Annotated in this window: 23 protein-coding genes; 15 read left to right on the top strand and 8 right to left on the bottom strand. The window is 58.0% G+C overall.

Going from position 1 to position 19350, the window contains the following annotated elements; genetic code table 11:
• Position 1 precedes the first annotated feature (1 nt).
• Positions 2–1498: a signal recognition particle protein gene (ffh, locus tag ACR0JE_RS15280; protein WP_480864777.1), complete on the bottom strand. Its 1497-nt coding sequence runs from the start codon at positions 1496–1498 to the stop codon at positions 2–4.
• Between the two features lie 207 nt (positions 1499–1705).
• Positions 1706–2224, bottom strand: a complete 519-nt coding sequence (locus ACR0JE_RS15285; protein ID WP_480544948.1) for a hypothetical protein — start codon at positions 2222–2224, stop codon at positions 1706–1708.
• Positions 2225–2313: 89 nt separating this feature from the next.
• Here ACR0JE_RS15285 and ACR0JE_RS15290 point away from each other — a divergent pair, with 89 nt between their 5' ends.
• Positions 2314–2844, top strand: coding sequence for a prolyl-tRNA synthetase associated domain-containing protein (locus ACR0JE_RS15290; RefSeq protein ID WP_480864778.1), 531 nt, complete (start codon positions 2314–2316; stop codon positions 2842–2844).
• Here ACR0JE_RS15290 and ACR0JE_RS15295 read toward each other — a convergent pair.
• Together ACR0JE_RS15295 and ACR0JE_RS15300 are read right to left on the bottom strand one after the other, a co-directional pair.
• On the bottom strand, positions 2841–3584 hold the full coding sequence (locus ACR0JE_RS15295; protein ID WP_480864779.1) for an aspartate/glutamate racemase family protein: 744 nt from the start codon (positions 3582–3584) through the stop codon (positions 2841–2843). The genes ACR0JE_RS15290 and ACR0JE_RS15295 overlap by 4 nt on opposite strands.
• 69 nt (positions 3585–3653) lie before the next feature.
• Complete coding sequence (locus ACR0JE_RS15300; RefSeq protein ID WP_170531425.1) at positions 3654–4235, bottom strand: FMN-dependent NADH-azoreductase; 582 nt, start codon at positions 4233–4235, stop codon at positions 3654–3656.
• A 117-nt stretch (positions 4236–4352) separates the two neighbouring features.
• On the opposite strand from ACR0JE_RS15300, the gene ACR0JE_RS15305 reads away from it, so the two are divergent.
• The 4 genes from ACR0JE_RS15305 (at position 4353) to ACR0JE_RS15320 (ending at position 6979) form a co-directional block, all read left to right on the top strand.
• Positions 4353–5234 carry a LysR family transcriptional regulator gene (locus tag ACR0JE_RS15305; RefSeq protein WP_480864780.1) on the top strand — a complete coding sequence of 294 codons (882 nt, stop codon included), beginning with the start codon at positions 4353–4355 and terminating at the stop codon, positions 5232–5234.
• Positions 5227–6141: a DMT family transporter gene (locus ACR0JE_RS15310; RefSeq protein WP_480864781.1), complete on the top strand. Its 915-nt coding sequence runs from the start codon at positions 5227–5229 to the stop codon at positions 6139–6141. The genes ACR0JE_RS15305 and ACR0JE_RS15310 overlap by 8 nt, the downstream gene beginning before the upstream one ends.
• Positions 6142–6207: 66 nt before the next feature.
• Positions 6208–6480 carry a hypothetical protein gene (locus ACR0JE_RS15315; protein WP_480544957.1) on the top strand — a complete coding sequence of 91 codons (273 nt, stop codon included), beginning with the start codon at positions 6208–6210 and terminating at the stop codon, positions 6478–6480.
• Between the two features lie 85 nt (positions 6481–6565).
• The gene (locus tag ACR0JE_RS15320; protein WP_480550007.1) at positions 6566–6979 is read left to right on the top strand and encodes a universal stress protein; all 414 of its coding nucleotides are present in this window, start codon (positions 6566–6568) and stop codon (positions 6977–6979) included.
• Here ACR0JE_RS15320 and ACR0JE_RS15325 read toward each other — a convergent pair.
• Complete coding sequence (locus tag ACR0JE_RS15325; protein ID WP_480544959.1) at positions 6972–7313, bottom strand: ArsR/SmtB family transcription factor; 342 nt, start codon at positions 7311–7313, stop codon at positions 6972–6974. The genes ACR0JE_RS15320 and ACR0JE_RS15325 overlap by 8 nt on opposite strands.
• Before the next feature lie 231 nt (positions 7314–7544).
• Between ACR0JE_RS15325 and ACR0JE_RS15330 the strand changes: the two genes are divergently transcribed.
• The 5 genes from ACR0JE_RS15330 to ACR0JE_RS15350 all read left to right on the top strand — a co-directional run bounded on the left by ACR0JE_RS15330 (position 7545) and on the right by ACR0JE_RS15350 (position 10136).
• Positions 7545–7877 (top strand): AtpZ/AtpI family protein, encoded by a 333-nt coding sequence (locus ACR0JE_RS15330; RefSeq protein WP_480864782.1) that lies wholly within the window; start codon positions 7545–7547, stop codon positions 7875–7877.
• A gap of 2 nt (positions 7878–7879) precedes the next feature.
• A complete protein-coding gene (locus ACR0JE_RS15335) occupies positions 7880–8638 on the top strand; it encodes a F0F1 ATP synthase subunit A (protein WP_480826550.1) in 759 nt (252 codons plus the stop codon).
• A gap of 69 nt (positions 8639–8707) precedes the next feature.
• Entirely contained in the window at positions 8708–8932 is a 225-nt protein-coding gene (locus ACR0JE_RS15340) for a F0F1 ATP synthase subunit C (protein ID WP_005981269.1), read from the top strand.
• Positions 8933–9018: 86 nt separating this feature from the next.
• Positions 9019–9570: a F0F1 ATP synthase subunit B' gene (locus ACR0JE_RS15345; protein ID WP_480501553.1), complete on the top strand. Its 552-nt coding sequence runs from the start codon at positions 9019–9021 to the stop codon at positions 9568–9570.
• Between the two features lie 5 nt (positions 9571–9575).
• Positions 9576–10136, top strand: a complete 561-nt coding sequence (locus ACR0JE_RS15350; RefSeq protein ID WP_480864783.1) for a F0F1 ATP synthase subunit B — start codon at positions 9576–9578, stop codon at positions 10134–10136.
• Positions 10137–10199: 63 nt separating this feature from the next.
• Here ACR0JE_RS15350 and ACR0JE_RS15355 read toward each other — a convergent pair whose 3' ends face one another.
• Complete coding sequence (locus tag ACR0JE_RS15355; RefSeq protein WP_480549999.1) at positions 10200–10688, bottom strand: metal-dependent hydrolase; 489 nt, start codon at positions 10686–10688, stop codon at positions 10200–10202.
• Entirely contained in the window at positions 10688–11458 is a 771-nt protein-coding gene (locus ACR0JE_RS15360; protein ID WP_480864784.1) for a FadR/GntR family transcriptional regulator, read from the bottom strand. The genes ACR0JE_RS15355 and ACR0JE_RS15360 overlap by 1 nt, the downstream gene beginning before the upstream one ends.
• 146 nt (positions 11459–11604) lie before the next feature.
• Between ACR0JE_RS15360 and ACR0JE_RS15365 the strand changes: the two genes are divergently transcribed.
• From ACR0JE_RS15365 to ACR0JE_RS15385, 5 genes are all read left to right on the top strand, one after another.
• On the top strand, positions 11605–12798 hold the full coding sequence (locus ACR0JE_RS15365; protein ID WP_480864785.1) for an aminotransferase-like domain-containing protein: 1194 nt from the start codon (positions 11605–11607) through the stop codon (positions 12796–12798).
• Between the two features lie 44 nt (positions 12799–12842).
• The gene (locus ACR0JE_RS15370; RefSeq protein ID WP_480864786.1) at positions 12843–13238 is read left to right on the top strand and encodes a hypothetical protein; all 396 of its coding nucleotides are present in this window, start codon (positions 12843–12845) and stop codon (positions 13236–13238) included.
• Between the two features lie 140 nt (positions 13239–13378).
• Positions 13379–16834 carry a chromosome segregation SMC family protein gene (locus ACR0JE_RS15375; protein ID WP_480864787.1) on the top strand — a complete coding sequence of 1152 codons (3456 nt, stop codon included), beginning with the start codon at positions 13379–13381 and terminating at the stop codon, positions 16832–16834.
• A 53-nt stretch (positions 16835–16887) separates the two neighbouring features.
• Entirely contained in the window at positions 16888–17238 is a 351-nt protein-coding gene (locus tag ACR0JE_RS15380; RefSeq protein WP_480864788.1) for a hypothetical protein, read from the top strand.
• A gap of 131 nt (positions 17239–17369) precedes the next feature.
• Entirely contained in the window at positions 17370–18167 is a 798-nt protein-coding gene (locus ACR0JE_RS15385; protein WP_480864789.1) for a class II glutamine amidotransferase, read from the top strand.
• Positions 18168–18177: 10 nt separating this feature from the next.
• Here the strand turns inward: ACR0JE_RS15385 and ACR0JE_RS15390 are convergent, their stop codons facing one another.
• On the bottom strand, positions 18178–19341 hold the full coding sequence (locus ACR0JE_RS15390; RefSeq protein WP_480864790.1) for a lytic murein transglycosylase: 1164 nt from the start codon (positions 19339–19341) through the stop codon (positions 18178–18180).
• Positions 19342–19350 lie beyond the last annotated feature (9 nt).

Raw genomic sequence — 19350 nt, forward strand, 5'->3', positions numbered from 1 at the left:
GTTACTTTTTCTTTCCAAACCCGCTCAGACCCGGCGGAAGCGCCATGCCACCGCCCATGCCGGGCATCTTGCCACCCATCGCTTTGGCCGCTTGTTCCAGCGCTTTGGGGTCCATGCCTGCGGCCATGTCTTCGGGGCTGGGGCCGCCTTTGCCGAACATGCCTTTCATGGCCTGTTTCAGCATCTTGCCTTTGCCCATCTTGCCCATTTTCTTCATCATGTCCGACATCTGCCGGTGCATCTTGAGCAGTTTGTTGAGGTCGCTGACCTCCATCCCCGAACCAGCGGCGATCCGTTTCTTGCGGCTGGCTTGCAGCAGTTGGGGATTGGCGCGTTCGCGTTTGGTCATCGACTGGATCATAGCGATCTGGCGCTTGAGCACCTTGTCATCCATGCCCGCCTCTTCGACCTGTTTGGCCATCTTGCCCATGCCCGGCATCATGCCCATCATGCCTTGCATGCCGCCCATCTGGATCATCTGCTCCAGCTGCATCTTCAGGTCGTTCATGTTGAACTGACCTTTGACCATGCGCTTCATCATGCGCTCGGTCTGTTCCATCTCCATCGTTTCCTGGGCTTTTTCGACCAGGGCAACGATGTCGCCCATGCCCAGAATACGACCGGCGATCCGGTCCGGCTCGAAGGTTTCGAGCGCGTCCATCTTTTCGCCCAGACCGACAAAGCGGATGGGCTTGCCGGTGACCGCGCGCATCGACAGTGCCGCACCGCCACGTCCGTCCCCGTCCATCCGGGTCAGGACCACGCCAGAAATGCCGACCTTGGCGTCGAACTCTTCGGCCACCTCAACGGCGACCTGGCCGGTCAGACCATCGACGACCAGCAGGGTCTCGCGCGGATCAACCGCATTGCGAACCTGCTCGACCTCGTCCATCAGCACTTCGTCGATATGCAGACGACCGGCTGTGTCGAGCATATAGACGTCATAGCCGCCCAGCGTTGCCTGCTGCTTGGCGCGTTTGGCGATATCAACCGGTTTCTGGCCGGGCACGATCGGCAGCGTATCGACGCCGACCTGCGTGCCCAGAACGGCCAGCTGATCCATCGCCGCCGGGCGATAAACGTCCAGCGAGGCCATCAGGACCTTCTTGCCCTCTTTCTCTTTCAGGCGTTTCGCCAGCTTACCGGTGGTCGTGGTCTTACCCGAGCCCTGCAGACCGACCATCAGGATCGGGGCAGGCGGGTTGTCGATCTTCAGCGCGCCGGGGTCTTCCTCACCATGCAGGGTATCGACCAGCGCGTCGTGTACGATCTTGACGACCTGTTGGCCGGGGGTGATCGATTTCGTAACCGCTTGACCGGTGGCCTGTTCCTGCACCTTCTTGACGAATTCACGCGCCACCGGCAGCGAGACGTCGGCCTCAAGCAGGGCAACGCGAACCTCGCGCAGGGCGGTCTTGACGTCTTCTTCGGACAGGGCACCCTGTTTGGTCAGCCGGTCAAAGACGCCGGAAAGGCGTTCGGATAGATTTTCAAACATGCCTTCGGCCTCCTTAGCCGGTTATCTGGTGACGCGTCCTAGATAGGATGCGTCGGTTAAATGCACAAACGCCCCCTCCCACTGAATTAGACGTGGGGGTAATGCCAAATGGCATTGCCCCCACGGGCGAAACTCGCTGGTGGGGGGCGATCCCTGAACGACTCAAGGGACCGGAAGGTCAAACGCTTCCGGATGTTTGGGGGCGATTTAGGTCGGTTGGCTGTCAGAGTCAACCGTATCTACTGATAGCCAGTCGTTGATGACATCGACGATGCGCTTCGCGTCTGATCCCGGTGAGTAGGCCAGAATGATCGGATGACGTCCCGCGCTCATGCCCTTGTCCAGAACCAGAGTGGGTCTGTAACGCGGTTTTGCCACCCAAGAAGGCGTTTGCGCTGCGCTTTCCACTTCGGCATGCGATAGCTCGGACAGCGTGTGTTCGATGGCTTCATATCCCAAGATCGATTTCTGGCGAATAACGATGGTGCTTTTGGCGCGATCAAATATGACCTGAACGCGCCGAACCAAAAGATAAAAACTCCAGACGCCAAAGGCAGCTCCGGCGATGATCAGTGCCAGACCGTACCATAAAGCGGTGCCTCCGGCCCAGATCAGCAACAGACCAGATGCGGCAAAAATCAGCGTGTTCAAAGAAAACAGGATGCCGAAAAACCAGGGTTTGTGGCTTAGGATCAACTGGTCCGGCGTATTGAGCGTGACTTTCATGGCGGCACGCTAGCATCGATTATAAGGGCTGTCGTGGCTTGTATTTGCCCGCACGCTGCGCGATGAGCGTGCCAGACAGGAGGTTTCCCATGGACGCATCTTCCGCTTTTCAAGATACATTGCCGCTCAGCTCGGATGCGCTGTTGGCGCAGCTGGATGCTTGGGAGTTGACCTACCGCCTACACACTCATGTCCCGTTGCGCACCGTTGAGGAGTCTAAGGCGGTTGAAGATCAGTTCATGATCCCTGGCGAAAACGCGCTGCGCCTCAAGAACCTTTATCTGCGCGACAAGAAAAAGTGGAACTATCTGGTGACGCTGGAGCAAAGCCGCGAGATCGATTTGAAAGCGCTGGGCGCCGAGTTGGGGGTTGGCAGCCTGTCCTTTGGATCTGCGGATCGGCTGTTGCAAAACCTCGGTATCCGCCCCGGTGCCGTAAGCCCCCTGGCGATGATCAACGGCGTTCAGAATGATGTACGGTTTTTCATGGACAGCGCCGCGCAGCAGGCGGATGTCATTTACATGCATCCACTGGTCAATGACCGGACCATTGCGATCTCTCTTGGTGACCTGATGGCGTTTTTTGAAAAGACAGGATGTGACGTGAACTGGTTGCCCTAGGCCCCCTCCAGGGCCAGCGCAAGCGCGGCTGCTACATGGGCAGCAGAGGGGTTCACGAACAAATGTCCGTCTGCCTCAAACACGGGATCGTCCAGATGATCGGGAAATGCCAAGGGCAGTTCGGTGCAGGCCAACAGCACTGCGGTGCCGGGTTCAGCATGCCGGTTGCAGAAGGCCACCAATCGCGCGCGTGCGGTACTTGACGCGCCGCCGTAGAAATCACGGTCGATCATGGCTTGCATCTCGGCGATGTCTGCCTCGGGTAGAGTGTCATTTGCCGAAATACTTTCTTGGGCCAGACGATCTGCGTAGTTTCGGGCCAGCATTGTGACGCTTGTCCCTAGCACCAGTGCTGTCTTGCAACCGGTGGCTTTCGTCACCTCCGCGGTCGCGTCGAAAATGCTCAGGATCGGCATCGTCACACCCTGGCGGATTGCATGAAGTCGTGCATGGGGGGTGTTCGACGCAATGATGCCAAAGTCACACCCAGCGCGCTGGAGCATCATCAAAGCGTCACGGAATACCGCATCAAAATCTTGCCAACTGCTTTCATCGCCAGCAACACCGCGCAGGGCGCGGGTTTTGGCCTGCGTCACCGACTCGATTGTCATTGGTGGCACAGGCAGCGGCGACCCGTGGCTACGTGCTGCAAAATGCCGGCCAGAGCCTTCCGCAATAGCCCGATAATAGTCGGCGGTCGAAGCCCAGCCAACGCCGCCAAGTATTCCGATCTTCTTCATGGTCTATGTCCAACCCGCAGCCACTATCAGCAGCAGATTGGACATATCCGATCAGATTGGCCAGACCGATTAAGCCGCCAGTTCCAAGACTGCTTTGTGCGCGTTCTGAACTGAAGTGTCCGGATCGATGGCCAACTGGTCAGCGGCAACAACATCGACATCATGAATGCCAATAAAGCCCAAAACATGTTTCGCATAGCCGGTTGCGAAATCGACCTCGGATCCAATAGCGGTACCGCCCGAGGCAATGGCCAAAACGGCTCGCTTGCCCTCTAGCAGGCCTTTGGGACCGTTTTCACTGTAGGAAAAGGTCAGGCCAGCCCGCGCCACCAGGTCGATCCAAGCCTTGAATGCTGCGGGTACCGAGAAGTTGTAGATTGGCAAACCAATGACAATTGTATCAGCTTGCTGAAGCTCTTCAACCAGTTGATCTGATAAGGCCAGTTGATCCCTTTGCACCGCATCGCGCTGATCGGCGGGAGTGAAGTTGGCCGCGATCCAGTCTTCAGTTAACAGCGGCAGTGGCGATGCCAGATCACGCCGGATAATCCGGCTCGCCCCCAGGTGCTTGACGATGCGGTCAGACAGGTCTCGGGTCGCAGACCCGCTGCGGCGGGCCGACGCGTCAATGTGCAGGATGGTCTTGGTCATTTTCATGTCCTTTGGTCGAGAGTTATCTTATGACCGATGATATGAATATTGTTTTTTCGAACAAAACTCGAATATACCAACATCTAATGTTGGAAATTGCACAATAGTGAAAACGCTATGGATAACTGGGACGAAGTGAGAACGGCCTATCAGGTGGCTCGCATGGGTACTGTCAGCGGTGCGGCCGATGTATTGGGTGTACACCATGCGACCGTCATTCGGCATATCGATGCGATCGAGGCTCGGTTGGGGGTGAAGCTGTTCCAGCGTCATGCCCGCGGGTACACGCCGACCGAAGCGGGCGAGGATCTGCTGCGGGTGGCGCAGGCGACCGAGGATCAGTTCAATCAGCTAGTGGGGCGGATGAAAGGCCGTGGTGACGATGTCTCAGGCGAGTTGGTGGTAACGTCGTTGTCATCGCTCGTACCTTTATTGGCTCCTGCGCTCAGCGAGTTCCAGCAAGCCCACCCGGACCTGATTGTGCGCTATCTGACCGGAGATCGCTTGTTTCGGTTGGAATATGGCGAGGCGCATGTTGCCATCCGTGCCGGGTCAGCGCCGGATCAGCCGGACAATGTGGTGCAGCCTTTTGTGACGCAGGATGTCGGGCTATATGCAAGCAAGGACTACATCGCCCGCCGGGGCAAGCCGGAGAGTATTGAAGAATTTCCGCAGCACGCTTTTGTCGGCAATGATGACGAAAACAGCCGCGCGCCTTTTTCGCAGTGGTTGCGAGCCAATGCCCCAGCCGAGGCGCTGACATTCCGCTGCTCGAACAACTTCACCGTGGCCGAGGCGGTCCGGGCAGGGGCCGGGATCGGGTTTATGGCGCGTTGGGAAGCGGCCCGATATCCCGATTTGGAAGAGGTTATGAACAGTCTGCCGGAATGGTCCGGAAAGCTGTGGCTGGTGACCCATGTCGATCTGCACCGAACCACCAAGGTCCAGGCTTTTCTGAAATTCCTGAAGGCGAAGTCCAAGGATTGGATCTGTGACTGAGCAAACCCGTGGCCATCTGGCCATGCTGGTCTTTTCGGCGCTGGTGGCGGGCAGCTTTTCGCTGGGATCGATAATCGCGAATGAGATTGCGCCGGCTGCGCTGAATGCCGTGCGCTTTGGAATTGCGGCGGTCGTGATCGGGATCGCCGCCTTCGTTACAACCGGTGTGTCGCGTGCGGCGCTGCAAGCGCCCTGGCGCTACTTGGTTCTTGGTGGTTTGTTTGCCACCTATTTCGTGCTGATGTTCTACGGCCTGCAGACGGCCCCGCCGGTCAGCGCAGCGGCTGTGTTTACCCTCACCCCTGTCTTATCGGCCATTGCCGGATGGGTCTTGTTGCGTCAGGTCACAACCCCAAGGATGGCGCTTGCGCTTTCTGTGGGGGCCACCGGGGCGCTATGGGTGATCTTTCGCGCCGATTGGCAGCTTTTTCGCGCCTTTCAGATTGGCCAAGGTGAAGTCATCTATTTTGTTGGCTGTGTCGCCCATGCGATTTACACGCCGATGGTCCGCAAGCTGAACCGTGGTGAACCTGCGGTCGTGTTTGCCTTTGGCACTTTGGTCGCGGGGTGCGTCTTATTGGTGGCATTTGGTTGGTCAGATTTGGTTAGAACCGATTGGTCGCGCTTGCCGACCATTTTCTGGATCGGTCTATTTTATGTCTCCTTCTTCGCCACAGCGGTCAGCTTTGTGCTGGTACAGTTCGCGGCGCTCAGGCTGCCTTCGGCAAAGGTTATGGCCTATACCTATCTGGTGCCCAGTTGGGTCATCCTGTGGGAGATCGCCCTGGGCAACGGCGCCCCAACAGGGTTGATTATCATCGGTATCGCGCTGACCGTCTTGGCCTTACTCTTGCTGTTGAAGGAAGAAAATCCCAGCGCAAGCGCTGATTTATACACTGCGGATTGAGGCTTGTGTTCGCGTCTGCGTCTGGCACCATGCAATCGGTGAAGATAAAAAATGTCGGGTAGGTCAATGAAACTCACTCTATCGAGCTCAGTCGTGTTGCTATTGGCGGCTTGCGGGCAAAGCAATTTGCAAGGCTCCGGTGACGAGACAACCATGCAAGCCAGTTGCGAGGCATTGGTTTCAGCCGAAAGTGGTGTGCGTATCGACGCCGTCAAAGCGCAGGAAACACAAACGAACCCGACGGGGTCTGTCACAACGGTTCTAGCCGAAGGTCAAAGCGACCCGTGGTTATGTTCCGCTGATCAAACGGGTGTCATTACCAGCGTGATACAGGGCTAAATTTGCGCCAAAACCTCTGTTGAGGCAGATCAAGGTACCGAAAGGACCCGGTGTCTATGCTTTTCCGTAAGGAGAGGAGGACACCATGTTTCAACATATCATGATCCCAGTAGACCTTCATTTGCCGCCCGAGGTCCATAAGGCGATTGCCGTGGCCGGTGACATCGCCAAATGGCAGAACGCAAGGGTGACCCTTGTCAGCGTCACGGGCACGCAGCCTGGAGACGCGCCTGTTTCCCAAGATGCAGTTGCTGAGGGGCTGGCTGCGCTTTCCAAGGATCTGACGGCGAATGCTGGCGTGCAGGTCGAAACCCGAAACATCCATTCCGTCGATGTCGCAGCAGAGGTGGATGGCGATCTGGCCCGTGCGGCAGAGGAACTGGGTGCGGATCTGATCGTCGTCGGAACCCATGCGCCGCGCATCACGGACTATATCTTCTCAAGTCATGCGGGGTATCTGGCGAAACACGCCAAGGTGTCGGTTTTTGTGGTCAGGTAGGACCATCCTGCGACGTGGGCAGTTCCGCTTCCAAAAACCGTTCGAACGCATCTAGGTTGACCGGCTCGAACTGCCCGAATCCCTGCATCCAGACCGAGGCAGCGCGTAACGCGTCTGGCTCCAGCTTGCACCATTTGACGCGTCCGCGTTTTTCCTGAGAGATCAACCCGGCTTTGGTCAGAATGACCAGGTGCTTCGAGATGGCCGCCAGCGACATCTCGAACGGCTCGGCCACATCCGTCACGGCCATATCGTCCTCAAGCAGCATCGCCAGGATGGCGCGCCGGGTCGGATCGGCAAGCGCCGCGAACACGGTATCCAGATCATTAGACATGGCCCGCTGAACCATACTGCATGGGTTTGGTCAACCGATTGGTTGAATATCGGATTTTATATTGATTTCCGCTGGCGATGGGCATGCGCATCGATTCTCTTACCGAAGGAGGCGTAAAAAATTTATAAAAATCAATAGTTTAATATGCGGCAATTCGGGCATTCAATAGCGTTGACTCTGTGCCTGTTCGCCCTTAGCACCTAGCCTCAAGACTGTGCGAGGAAAACGCCCTTGACCGATGATGACCAAAAGCAGCGTATGGCGCAGCTGGAGGCCAAGATCGACGCGGCGAAAAAGGCCAAAGCGCCCAAGCCCCGTGCAGATACTGACGTGTCCGGGGGCGAGCTTGCCTGGAGGATGGTCATCGAAATGGTATCCGGTCTGGGGATCGGATTTGGCATCGGATACGGGCTGGACAGCCTGCTCGGGACGATCCCGATCTTTCTGGTGCTGTTCACATTGTTGGGCCTTGTCGCGGGCGTGAAGGTTATGCTCCGCAGCGCGAAAGAGGTTCAAGAGAAACAAGCGGCGGCTGAGGCGGTCGAGAAGGACGAGAGGGACTGAACGTGGCAACTGAGACCACCGCAGCAGAAGGCAGCAGCCTGGTTTTCCACCCGATGGATCAGTTCATCGTTAAGCCGTTGTTCGGCGACGGTGCAGTTGGCATGTTCACGATCACCAACGTGACGCTGTGGCTGTTCCTTGCAATTATCGCTGTTATCTTGCTGCTGGTTCTGCCTACGTCCAAGCGTGCCATAGTTCCGACGCGTATGCAGTCGGTGGCGGAACTGACCTACGGTTTCGTCTACAAAATGCTTGAAGACATCTGCGGCAAGGAAGGTGTGAAGTACTTCCCCTATGTCATGACTCTGTTCATGTTCATCGTCTGCGCCAACTTCCTGGGCCTGATTCCGACCTCGTTCACCACCACATCGCATTTCGCCGTAACCATCCCTCTGGCTCTGGCGGTGTTCCTGACCGTGACCGTTCTGGGCTTTGTCAAGAACGGTGCTGCGTTCCTGGGTCTGTTCTGGGTGTCCAGCGCGCCTCTGGCGCTGCGCCCAATTCTGGCGGTGATCGAGCTGATATCGTATTTTGTACGCCCGGTCAGCCACTCCATTCGTCTTGCCGGTAACGTCATGGCAGGCCACGCGGTGATCAAGGTCTTCGCAGGCTTTGCCGCGATTGCCGTGATCTCGCCCGTGTCCGTTCTGGCGATCACCGCAATGTATGGCCTTGAGGTCCTCGTGTCCTTCATTCAGGCCTACGTCTTCACCATTCTGACCTGTGTTTACCTGAAGGACGCTTTGCATCCGCATCACTGATCAGGGGTAACCCTGAGCACAGGAACGATAACCCAACATCGAAACTTCCAATTCGTAAGGAGATACATCATGGAAGGCGATCTCGCACACATCGGCGCAGGCCTGGCAGCAATCGGTTCCGGCGCAGCCGCAATTGGGGTGGGCAACGTAGCAGGCAACTTCCTGGCCGGCGCCCTGCGCAACCCTTCGGCGGCTGCTTCTCAGACCGCAACCCTCTTCATCGGTATCGCGTTCGCAGAAGCCCTGGGGATCTTCGCATTCCTGGTCTCGCTGCTGCTGATGTTCGCCGTATAATCTGCGGAACCTGATCCTTACGCGCAGGTGGGTCCAAGCCATAGCGGCCCACCTGTTGTAAAGACAAGTTTCCGACGGAGGATATCATGGCGACTGAACCCATTACAAAAGAGGTAGCCGGCTCGTGCGTCGACTCCTATGGCTCTGCCATCGGGATGCCGCAGCTCTGCTTCGATTGGTTCCCCAACCAGATTTTCTGGCTGGTCATCACGCTGGTCGTCATCTTTCTGGTCCTGTCTCGCGTGGCTCTGCCGCGTATCGCGGCAATCCTGGCGGAACGTCAGGGGACCATTACAAATGACCTGGCTGCGGCCGAAGATCTGAAGGCCAAGGCGGTCGAGGCCGAAGAGGCCTATAACAAGGCGCTGGCCGATGCCCGTGCCGAGGCGCAGCGGATCGCTGCCGAAGCACGCGCGGAAATTCAGGCTGATCTGGATGACGCAATTGCCACGGCAGATGCGGAAATCGCTGCCAAAGCGGCTGAATCGGAAAAGGCAATTGCTGAAATCCGTGCTGGTGCGCTGGAAAGCATTCAAGTGGTTGCCAAAGACACGGCGGCTGAACTGGTGACAGCATTGGGCGGTGAGGCGGATGCCAAGGCCATCGACGGTGCGATCGACGCACAGATGAAAGGATAAGTGACATGCGGAACACTCTTGCCCTTATCCTGACCTTCGGCGCTGCCAGCCCAGCTTTGGCGGCCAAGGGTCCGTTCTTCTCGTTGGGCAACACGGACTTTGTTGTCCTGCTGGGCTTCATCGTCTTCATCGCGGTCCTGTTCTACTTCAAGGTCCCCGGCATGATCGGCGGAGCTTTGGACAATCGTGCCGAGGGCATCAAGTCGGAACTGGAAGAAGCCCGCGCACTGCACGAAGAAGCCCGCAGCCTGCTGGCCTCGTACGAGCGTAAGCATCGCGAAGTGCAGACGCAGGCAGACGCAATCGTGGCCGCTGCCAAGGAAGACGCTGTCCGTGCTGCTGAACAGGCAAAGGTTGATCTGGAAAACTCGATCGAGCGGCGTCTGGCGGCTGCTCAGGACCAGATTGCATCGGCGGAAGCCTCGGCTGTGAAAGAAGTCCGCGATCAGGCGATTTCTGTGGCGGTCTCGGCAGCCAGTGCGGTTCTGGCCAAGCAAATGAGCGCGGCACAAGCCAACAAGCTGATTGACGCGTCCATTGCGGATGTGGATGCCAAGCTACACTGAGCTCTACGAGCATATGTCTCTGAAAGACCCGAGGGCCTCAGGCCTTCGGGTTTTTTCTTCTTATCAGCGCGCTTGTTTTGATCTGCGCCAAGTGACAAACCAGACCATCAGAGCAAGCAGTGTGATTGCGATCTCGACTTTGAACGTCCAGTGGTTGAGGAACGACAAAATCCAGTGCGAATGGGTCGCCTGCACCACGACCAGCGGGTAGGTGGCGTCTGAAAAGGGCCAAAGCCAGGCAACGGCCCCGGTGATCGTATCCAGCATCATATGCACCAACCCGCCTGCACCAAAGAAGGTCAGAAAGGTGCCCGCCTTGACGGCCCACAGGCGCAGTGCCAACCCGGCAAATAGAAAGCCTGCCCAGATGATCGGGCGGTGGGTCAGGTAGGAATGGTGATGATGCCCGCGATCATCGACAAGATAGAACCAAAGCATGTCGATATCGGGCGCGACGGCCCCGATCATCGTGGCTGTAAGGGCAAGTTTGCCAAGGTTTGGCGCAGTAGCCCGGAAGATCAGATAAGCCCCCGGCAGGTGCCCGATGAACATCAAGCCTCGCCAGTCTCGTGCTTCAACCTCTGCTGGGCGACCTCTTCGTTACGCAGGGCCTTCTGCTGATCCTGCATGCAACGTTCGACAAAATCCAGATGCAGTTCGACCGCAACACGCGCTGCATCCGGGTCACGGCTTTGAAGGGCTGCATTGATCGCCCTGTGCTGATCCAGCAATGCATCGCGAGTGGCGCGTTGCTGGAACATCATCTGGCGATTGTAGAATACGCCCTGGCGCAGCAGATCATACATCGACCGCATCATATGCAACATAACCACGTTGTGGCTGGCCTCGATGATCGCCATGTGAAATTCGGCATCCAGTTGTGCCTCGTCCTCGGGTGCATTGCGATCATGGGCAGATTGCATCCGGTCGAATATGGTCTGAACCACTTTCAGATCACTGTCGGATCCCAAGCGCGCAGCACGTTCCGCAGCCAAACCCTCCATGTCACGTCGAAAGGACAAGTAGTCGAACACAGCCTCATCATGGCTGCTGAACAGACGGATCAAGGCCGGTGAAAATGCCGACCCCAGCACTTCGGCCACATAGATCCCTGATCCGGCTTTGGGTGTCAGTAACCCCTGTTCCTGCAAGTCGGAAATGGCGTCCCTTAATGAAGGGCGTGAAACGCCCATTCGCTCGGCCAGCTCGCGCTCGGACGGCAGGCGCTCACCCGGGCGCAGGATGCCGCGCAGGATCAGCAACTCGATCTGGCGAACGACGGCCAGAGACAGTTTTTCGGTCTGAACTTTTTGAAATGGCATAGACGTTCCAAAATTGGTCAAGTCAATTGACCACGATTGACTGCGGCGTTCAAGCCGATCACGGTGCTTGAAACAATAGGTCAGTATTATTGACTTAGAGGGTGAAGTGCCTAATCTGCGCGCTGGGGCAGAGGAGGCCCAGATAGATGGATCAGCTATACGCCACCCGCACATCAAGGATGAAGGCATCCGAAATCCGTGAGTTGCTGAAGCTGCTGGGCCAACCGGGCATTATTTCTTTTGCGGGGGGCATTCCCGATCCGGACCTGTTTCCGGCGGACGCATTTGCAGAGGCGTTCCAGAACGCACTCGGGCCTGAGAAGCAGGCGCAGGCGCTGCAATATTCGGTCAGCGAAGGGTATGCCCCGTTGCGTGAATGGCTGGCGGATCATATGCGCGGGATCGGTGTGGAGTGTGATGTTGACAACATTCTGATCACCTCTGGTTCGCAGCAAGCGTTGGATTACCTTGGCAAGCTGTTCCTGTCTCCGGGTGATACGGCGTTGGTTGGCTGGCCGACCTATCTGGGAGCGATCAACGCCTTTGACGCCTATGAACCACGTTTTGACCGGCTTGACCCTCATGGCAATCGCGGTGTGGCGGAATACCGGGATGCTGCCGGCGATGGGGCCGTGAAGTTCGCGTATCTGTCGCCCGACTTTTCAAACCCGACGGGGGAAACCGTTGATCTGCGCGGTCGCGAGGCGTTGCTTGATCAGGCAGAGGAGCTTGATTGTGCGATCACCGAGGACGGGGCCTATCAAGCGTTGCGCTATGACGGAGAGGCCATACCATCGATTCTGGCGCTGGAGTTTGAGCGCAAAGGAAAGATCGAAGCGTGTCGTACGATTTACTGCGGCAGTTTCTCAAAAACACTATCACCGGGGCTGCGTATGGGTTGGGTCGTCGCGGCCAAACCGATCATTTCTCAGATGGTGCTGTTGAAACAAGCTGCCGATCTGCACTCGGCAACCATCAACCAGATGGCAGTTCATTATGTGGCTGAGACCTGTTTCGACACGCATATCCCCAAGGTCCGTGCGGCCTATCAGGCGCGTCGCGACGCGATGTTGGCGGCGCTGGAACAGCATATGCCAGATGGCGTTCAGTGGACCCGGCCCGAAGGTGGTATGTTCGTTTGGCTGACTTTGCCGTCAGATATCGATGGCGCCATCTTGTTAGAGAGAGCTTTGGAGACGGAGAAGGTCGCTTTTGTTCCCGGAAGGGCCTTTTTCCCTGACGGAAGCGGTGCCAATACGATCCGGCTGAGTTTTTCGAATTCCAACGAAGACACGATCCGTGAGGGTATTCGCCGCTTGGGTGTCGTGTTGCGCACGTGAGTTCGGAAAGGTTCTGTTAACCAATACTCTGCAATCCTACGGGCATGATCCGGCACCTTGCCCCTTTGCTGCTGGCGGCCTGTTCGGCTGGCACGCCACATTTCCGCGATCTGCCTGCGACGCGTATATCAGTCAATGGCAGCGTATTCGATGTGCGTGTGCGCGGGGAACTGGCCGAGGCGGTCCGCGTCAATGCTCAATACGCGCCTCGGTTGGGGCCAATTCGCGATCGGGCGGCGCTTGCCATGGCGCAGGTGTCCGGTTGTCCTATTTTGGATGTGCTGGGCGACGCTGCTGTCACGGTTGGAGTGCTGGGCTGTGATCGCAAAGCCGGGGAACGTTTGCTGCTGACTGCAATCTCACGCCCCAATTACGAATGCGTAAATTACGGCGCATCCAGTGGCTATGCTTACGAAGTGTTCGAGTGCACGCCGTATTGAAACACGGGTTTCACTTCGTATTTCGGCAAGATATTGTGGATAAGTCGGCGCAATATGCCATATCCTGCGCATTCACGTTGACACCTCTGTGATCCGTTGCGCAGACTTCTTATCCATAGGAATCATTCAAAGAGCAGCCATTGCGCTTTAGCAAACTCAAACTGACCGGCTTCAAAAGCTTCGTTGACCCGACCGATCTTATCATCGCGGACGGGTTAACAGGGGTCGTGGGTCCGAATGGTTGCGGCAAATCCAATCTTCTCGAAGCTTTGCGTTGGGTAATGGGCGAAAACCGTCCCAAATCCATGCGCGGCGGCGCGATGGAAGATGTGATCTTTGCCGGGGCGGCTACCCGGCCTGCGCGCAATTTTGCCGAGGTTGTCCTGACTATGGACAATTCAGAACGCCTTGCGCCGTCGGGATTTAATGAAAGCGATCAGCTTGAGATTGTGCGCCGCATCACCCGCGATGTGGGTAGCGCCTACAAGACCAATGGGAAAGATGTACGCGCGCGCGATGTGCAGATGCTGTTTGCGGATGCCTCGACCGGTGCGCATTCGCCTGCGCTGGTGGGGCAGAACCGCATTGCCGAGCTGATTAACGCGAAACCTCGGGCGCGCCGTCGTATTCTGGAAGAGGCCGCCGGGATCTCGGGCCTCTATCAACGGCGTCACGAGGCCGAGCTGAAGCTGAAAGGCACCGAGGCCAACCTGACCCGCGTCGATGACGTATTGGAACAGTTGGGCGGCCAACTGGCGCAGCTGGCGCGTCAAGCTCGGCAGGCAGCACGCTACCGTGAAATCGGAGAGTTGCTGCGTCAGGCCGAAGGCATGCTGCTGTATCGCCGTTGGAAAGAGGCTGACATGGCCCGTCAGCAGGCAGAAGAGAAGCTACGCGAGCGGATCAACGAAGCCTCACGCGCCGAAGCCGCCGCCCGTGAAGCCGGGGTCAAGCGGGCCCAGATCGAAGATACGCTGCCGCCCCTGCGCGAAGAAGAGGCTATCGCGGCTGCGGTACTGCAACGCCAGCAGGTTCAGCGCGATCAATTGTCCGATCAGGAAACGCGCGCGCGTCAGACGATTGAGACACTGACTAACCGGATTAAGCAGCTGGGCAACGATATCGAACGCGAATCCGGCCTGAATCGTGACGCGGGCGAGATGATCGAGCGGCTGGAATGGGAGGCTCGCGAGCTTGCCAAAGCCGCCGAAGGTTACGATGACAAAGTGTCTCAAGCTGCTGAGATTGCCCGCGAAGCTGCCACCGTTTTGCAACAGCGCGAAGATCACTTGTCGCAGGAAACAGAAGATATGGCCCGGCTGGTGGCCCGTCACCAATCGGCGCAGCGTCTGGTCGAGGACAGCCGGAAAACCTTGGCTCGTTCGGAGGGTGAAGAGGACAAAGCCCGCGCCGCAGTGGACGATGCCAAACAGGCCCTGACCCGTGCTAGTGAAGCGTTTGCGACGGCGCAGGTCGGTGAGGAAGAGGCCCGTGTGGCAGCGGATGCGGCCGAACAGGCGTTGACGGCAGCGGATGAGAAGCGCTCGGAAACGCAGGCGCGTGAGGCCGAAGCGCGGGCGCAACGGTCCGAGGCCGAAGGCGAGTTGGGTGCAATCCGCGCTGAAACCATGGCGCTGGCCAAGCTGGTCGAACGCGATACCGCTGAGGGTGGTCAAGTGTTGGACATGCTTCGGGTGGCACCGGGTTATGAGAAGGCTTTGGGCGCTGCACTGGCCGACGATTTGCGCGCGCCGCTGGTCGAAGGCGACGGGCCATCCGGCTGGGTTCCGATGGCGGGCTATGACAGCGACCAACCTTTGCCCGAAGGGGCCGTACCTTTGGCCTTGCATATCAACGGCCCGGATCGGTTGAGCCGACGGATCGCTCAGATCGGGCTGGTGGATGCAGATCAGGGCGCGCGTTTGCAGACCCAGTTGAAACCGGGCCAGCGGTTGGTTTCTCGGTCGGGTGATTTGTGGCGTTGGGACGGGTTCCGGGCCTGGGCTGAGGATGCCCCAAGCGCGGCGGCCTTGCGGTTGGAACAGCTGAACAAGCTGGAAGCGCTTAAGCAGGAGCTAGCGTGGATCGAAGCACAAGCTGATGGCGCGCGCGCGGCACATGAGGCCCTGTCAAAACAATTGGCAGAAGTGACCGAAGCCGACCGTCGCGCGCGAGAGGCGCGCCGGGCAGCCGATCAGCGTATGGCCGAAACCGCCCGACAGCTAAGCCGGGCAGAGGCGGATCGCAATCTCGCGCAAGGCAAGCTGGAAACCCTGACACTGGCTGTGGATCGTCATAAAGAGGATGCCATGGCCGCTCGTGCCCAATTGCGCGAGGCCGAAGGTGCTTTGACCGGGTTGGGCGACCTCGACAGCGCCCGCGCGCAGGTTGAAGACATTAAACAGACTGTCGAGGCGGCGCGGATCACCATGCTGACCCACCGTTCGTCCCATGACGAACTTCGCCGGGAAGGCGATGCCCGGACCCGGCGCTCGCAGGAAGTCACCAAGGATCTCAGCGGTTGGCGGCATCGTCTGGAAACCGCTGAGAAACGCATTTCCGAACTGGCTGAGCGCAAGGAAAGTTCCGAGGAAGAACTGACCAAGGCCACCGCTGCGCCGAGTGAAATCGCCGAGGCACGTGCCGAACTGAACACACTGATCGAAACCGCCGAGGCCCGCCGGGCTGGAGCCGCCGACAAGCTGGCCGCAGCCGAGACCCAGCAGCGCGAGGTTGTGATGGCCGAGCGTGAGGCGGAGCGTCTGGCCTCGGAAGCGCGTGAAATCCGTGCGGCTGCTGAAGCGCGCTGTGACGCGGCCAAGGAAAGCGTCGTCGCGGCGGCAGAGCGGATCGCCGAAGATCAGCAGTTGACGCCGAACCAGTTGTTGAACCAGCTGGATGTGAACCCTGATCAGATGCCTGCCGCCGATGCGCTGGAGGCAGAGGTTAACCGCCACAAGCGCCAGCGCGATGCGATGGGCGCGGTGAACCTGCGGGCCGAAGAGGACAGCAATGAGGTTCAGGAAGAATTCGACACGCTCAACACCGAAAAGTCTGATTTGGAAGAGGCGATCAAGGCCCTGCGCAGCGGCATCGCCAGCCTGAACCGTGAAGGGCGTGAGCGTCTGTTGACTGCGTTCGAACAGGTGAACTCGAACTTCGCAATGCTGTTCAAGCATCTGTTTGGCGGCGGTGAGGCCAATCTGGTTATGGTCGAAAGCGACGATCCGCTGGATGCAGGCCTTGAGATCATGTGCCAGCCACCGGGCAAGAAACTCTCGACCCTCAGCCTGCTGTCGGGTGGCGAGCAGACGCTGACCGCGACCGCGCTGATCTTTGGCGTCTTCCTGGCCAACCCTGCGCCGATCTGCGTGCTCGATGAGGTCGACGCGCCGTTGGATGATGCCAACGTCACCCGGTTCTGCGATCTGCTGGACGAGATGTGCCGCCAGACCGACACGCGATTCCTGATCATCACCCACCACGCAGTGACCATGGCGCGGATGGACCGGTTGTTTGGTGTGACCATGCAGGAACAAGGCGTCAGCCAGTTGGTCTCGGTCGATCTGAAGAAGGCCGAGCAGATGGTCGCCTGATCCCTCACCGGATCGTTACGATCATGTCGGGATTATCGCGCTAACTTTGCCTTATGAAACGCATTCTGATCCCCGCCCTCATTGCCGCCAGTCCGGTCCTTGCCGCCGATTGGCCCACAAAAACCGGTGACGTCCCGCTGTCTTCCGACGAATTGGATGCTTTGGCAGGCCAAACGCTGACATTTTATGATGACGGTCAGGCCAGATTTTCGGCAGGCGGCGCTTACTCCTACACCTACTCCAGCGGAGACGCGGCCTTTGGGACATACTCCATCGCTGAAGATGGCAGTGTCTGCATCGCCTACCGCAATGGGTTTGACCGGTGTGATCTGTATGTGCGCAATGGCGAGCGATTGATCCTGATTGATCAAAAAGGCGATCGATATCCGGTGCGACCGAATTAATTGACCCGCTTTTGTCTTCTTGGAAGATCATTTGATCGAAAGAAGAGGAAATTCGTAAGGCAAAACCGAAAAGAATCTGCGTACTGCTTTGATAGTCTTCCCTCAACTCGAATGGTGAAGAAAGTGATCAGATGTGTCGGGTTTTGGCTTGGGTCGGCAAGCAGCGATATCTTGATGAACTGGTGCTGGAGCAAGAGCAATCTCTTGTCATCCAAAGCCGCAATGCCCTGATCGGAAAGACACCGATCAATGCGGATGGGTTTGGCCTTGCTTGGTATTCAGGCCGAAAAGTGCCTTGTTTTTACAAAGACACGCACCCGGCCTGGTCGGACGCCAACCTGAAACAGCTGGCACATCACACACAGTCACGGCTTTTTCTGGCCCATGTACGCGCCTCTACTGGCACAGCCACGTCCCGGAACAACTGCCACCCTTTTGGTGTCGATCGCTGGAGCTTTATGCATAATGGTCAGGCGGGCGGGCATGATCTGATACGGCAGGAACTGGATGCGATGATTCCGGCGCATCTATACGGGCATCGGTTTGGGGCCACAGAAAGCGAAGCCATTTTCTTGATCGCGCATGGTGAAGGGCTGGAAACGGATCCGATTGGTGCAATGGCACGCGCCGTTGCGCGGGTGGAACAGGTATCCAGTCAGCAAAGAGTATTGCCGTATATGAGGTTCGCGGCATGCTGGTCAGATGGCGAACGCGTATACGCAGCGCGCTATGCGTCAGACAACTACGCGCCCAGTCTGCACTACCGAACCTGCACGGACGGCATCATCATCTCATCCGAGCCGCTGGATGGAAACAATGAGGGTTGGATCGAAATCCAACCCAATACGGCGATTGAAACCGAGGGGTCCTTGATCAGGGCACACTCGTTCAGGCCGTTCGAGGCCTTAGATCAGGTCGAGGTTGCCTAAGGATACCCTGTTACAGCCGGTTCAGTAGGTCCGCGGTTGGCCACGCATCCGCAGGTAGCCCCAACCGCTTTTGTTCAGCCTGTACCGCGGCGCGCGTACCCGCGCCCAGAATGCCGTCGATCTTGCCAACGTCATAGCCTTTGGCCTGCAATTTGGTTTGCAGCTGTTTCATCTGCGCGCCCGATAATCCCGCAGGAGGGTTGCCTGCGTCATAGATTTGACCGCCTTCAAGTCGGGTGCCGAAATAGGCGGCGGTCAGCACATAGACAAAGCTCTGATTCCACTCGAAGTAGACGTCGAAATTCGGATAGGCGAGGAAGGCAGGGCCTTTGTGCCCCTGTGGCAGGATCAGCGATGCGGGCAGGCTGGCCAGAGACCCGCTGCGCGCCTGAACGCCCATTGCCTGCCAATCCGCGATTGAACGTGATTTGCCAGGGCCAGACAAAGACCAATCCATCTGGGCAGGCACTATCACCTCTTGCAGCCAGGGCTGGCCCGGTTGCCAGCCCAGATGTGACAGCATCTTGCCACCGGACACCAACGCATCGGGGGCCGATGTTTTTAGGGAAACCTTGCCATCGCCATCGCCGTCGACGCCATTGTCCAGAATGTCTTGCGGCAGCATTTGCACCATGCCGATTTCACCGGCCCAGGCCCCGGTGGTGCGGTTCGGGTCGAAATTGCCTTGGCTGAACAGCTCGATGGCCGCAAAAACCTGTGGTCGGAACAAATCGGGGCGACGACAATCATGGGCCAGGGTGACCAGCGCGTTGCGGGTGTTGAAATCACCCTGAACCGCGCCGTAGTCGGTTTCGAACGCCCAGAAGGCCAGCAAAACGCCCCGTGAAACGCCGTATTCACGCTCGATCTGGTCAAACACCGCGTCATACTTGCGCGACATGGATTGCCCCCGGTCGATCCGGTTTTGCGAAATCAGGCGGCGTGAGAAATCGATGAAAGGTTTCTGAAACACCCCCTGAGCCCGGTCAGCGCGTAGCACCGCTGGGTCCTGTTGGACGCCTTGAAAGAAGGCATTCACCGTGGCCTGATCAAAGCCCTTTTGCGCGGCTTCGGATTTCAGCCCGTTTACGAATTGGTTGAAACCGCCACCGCATTGGGCAAAGGCAGGTGCTGCAAACAGGGCGGCGGCGAACAGAGAGGGCAACAAACGCATCGGATGTCC

Source organism: Ruegeria sp. H3 (assembly GCF_056533095.1).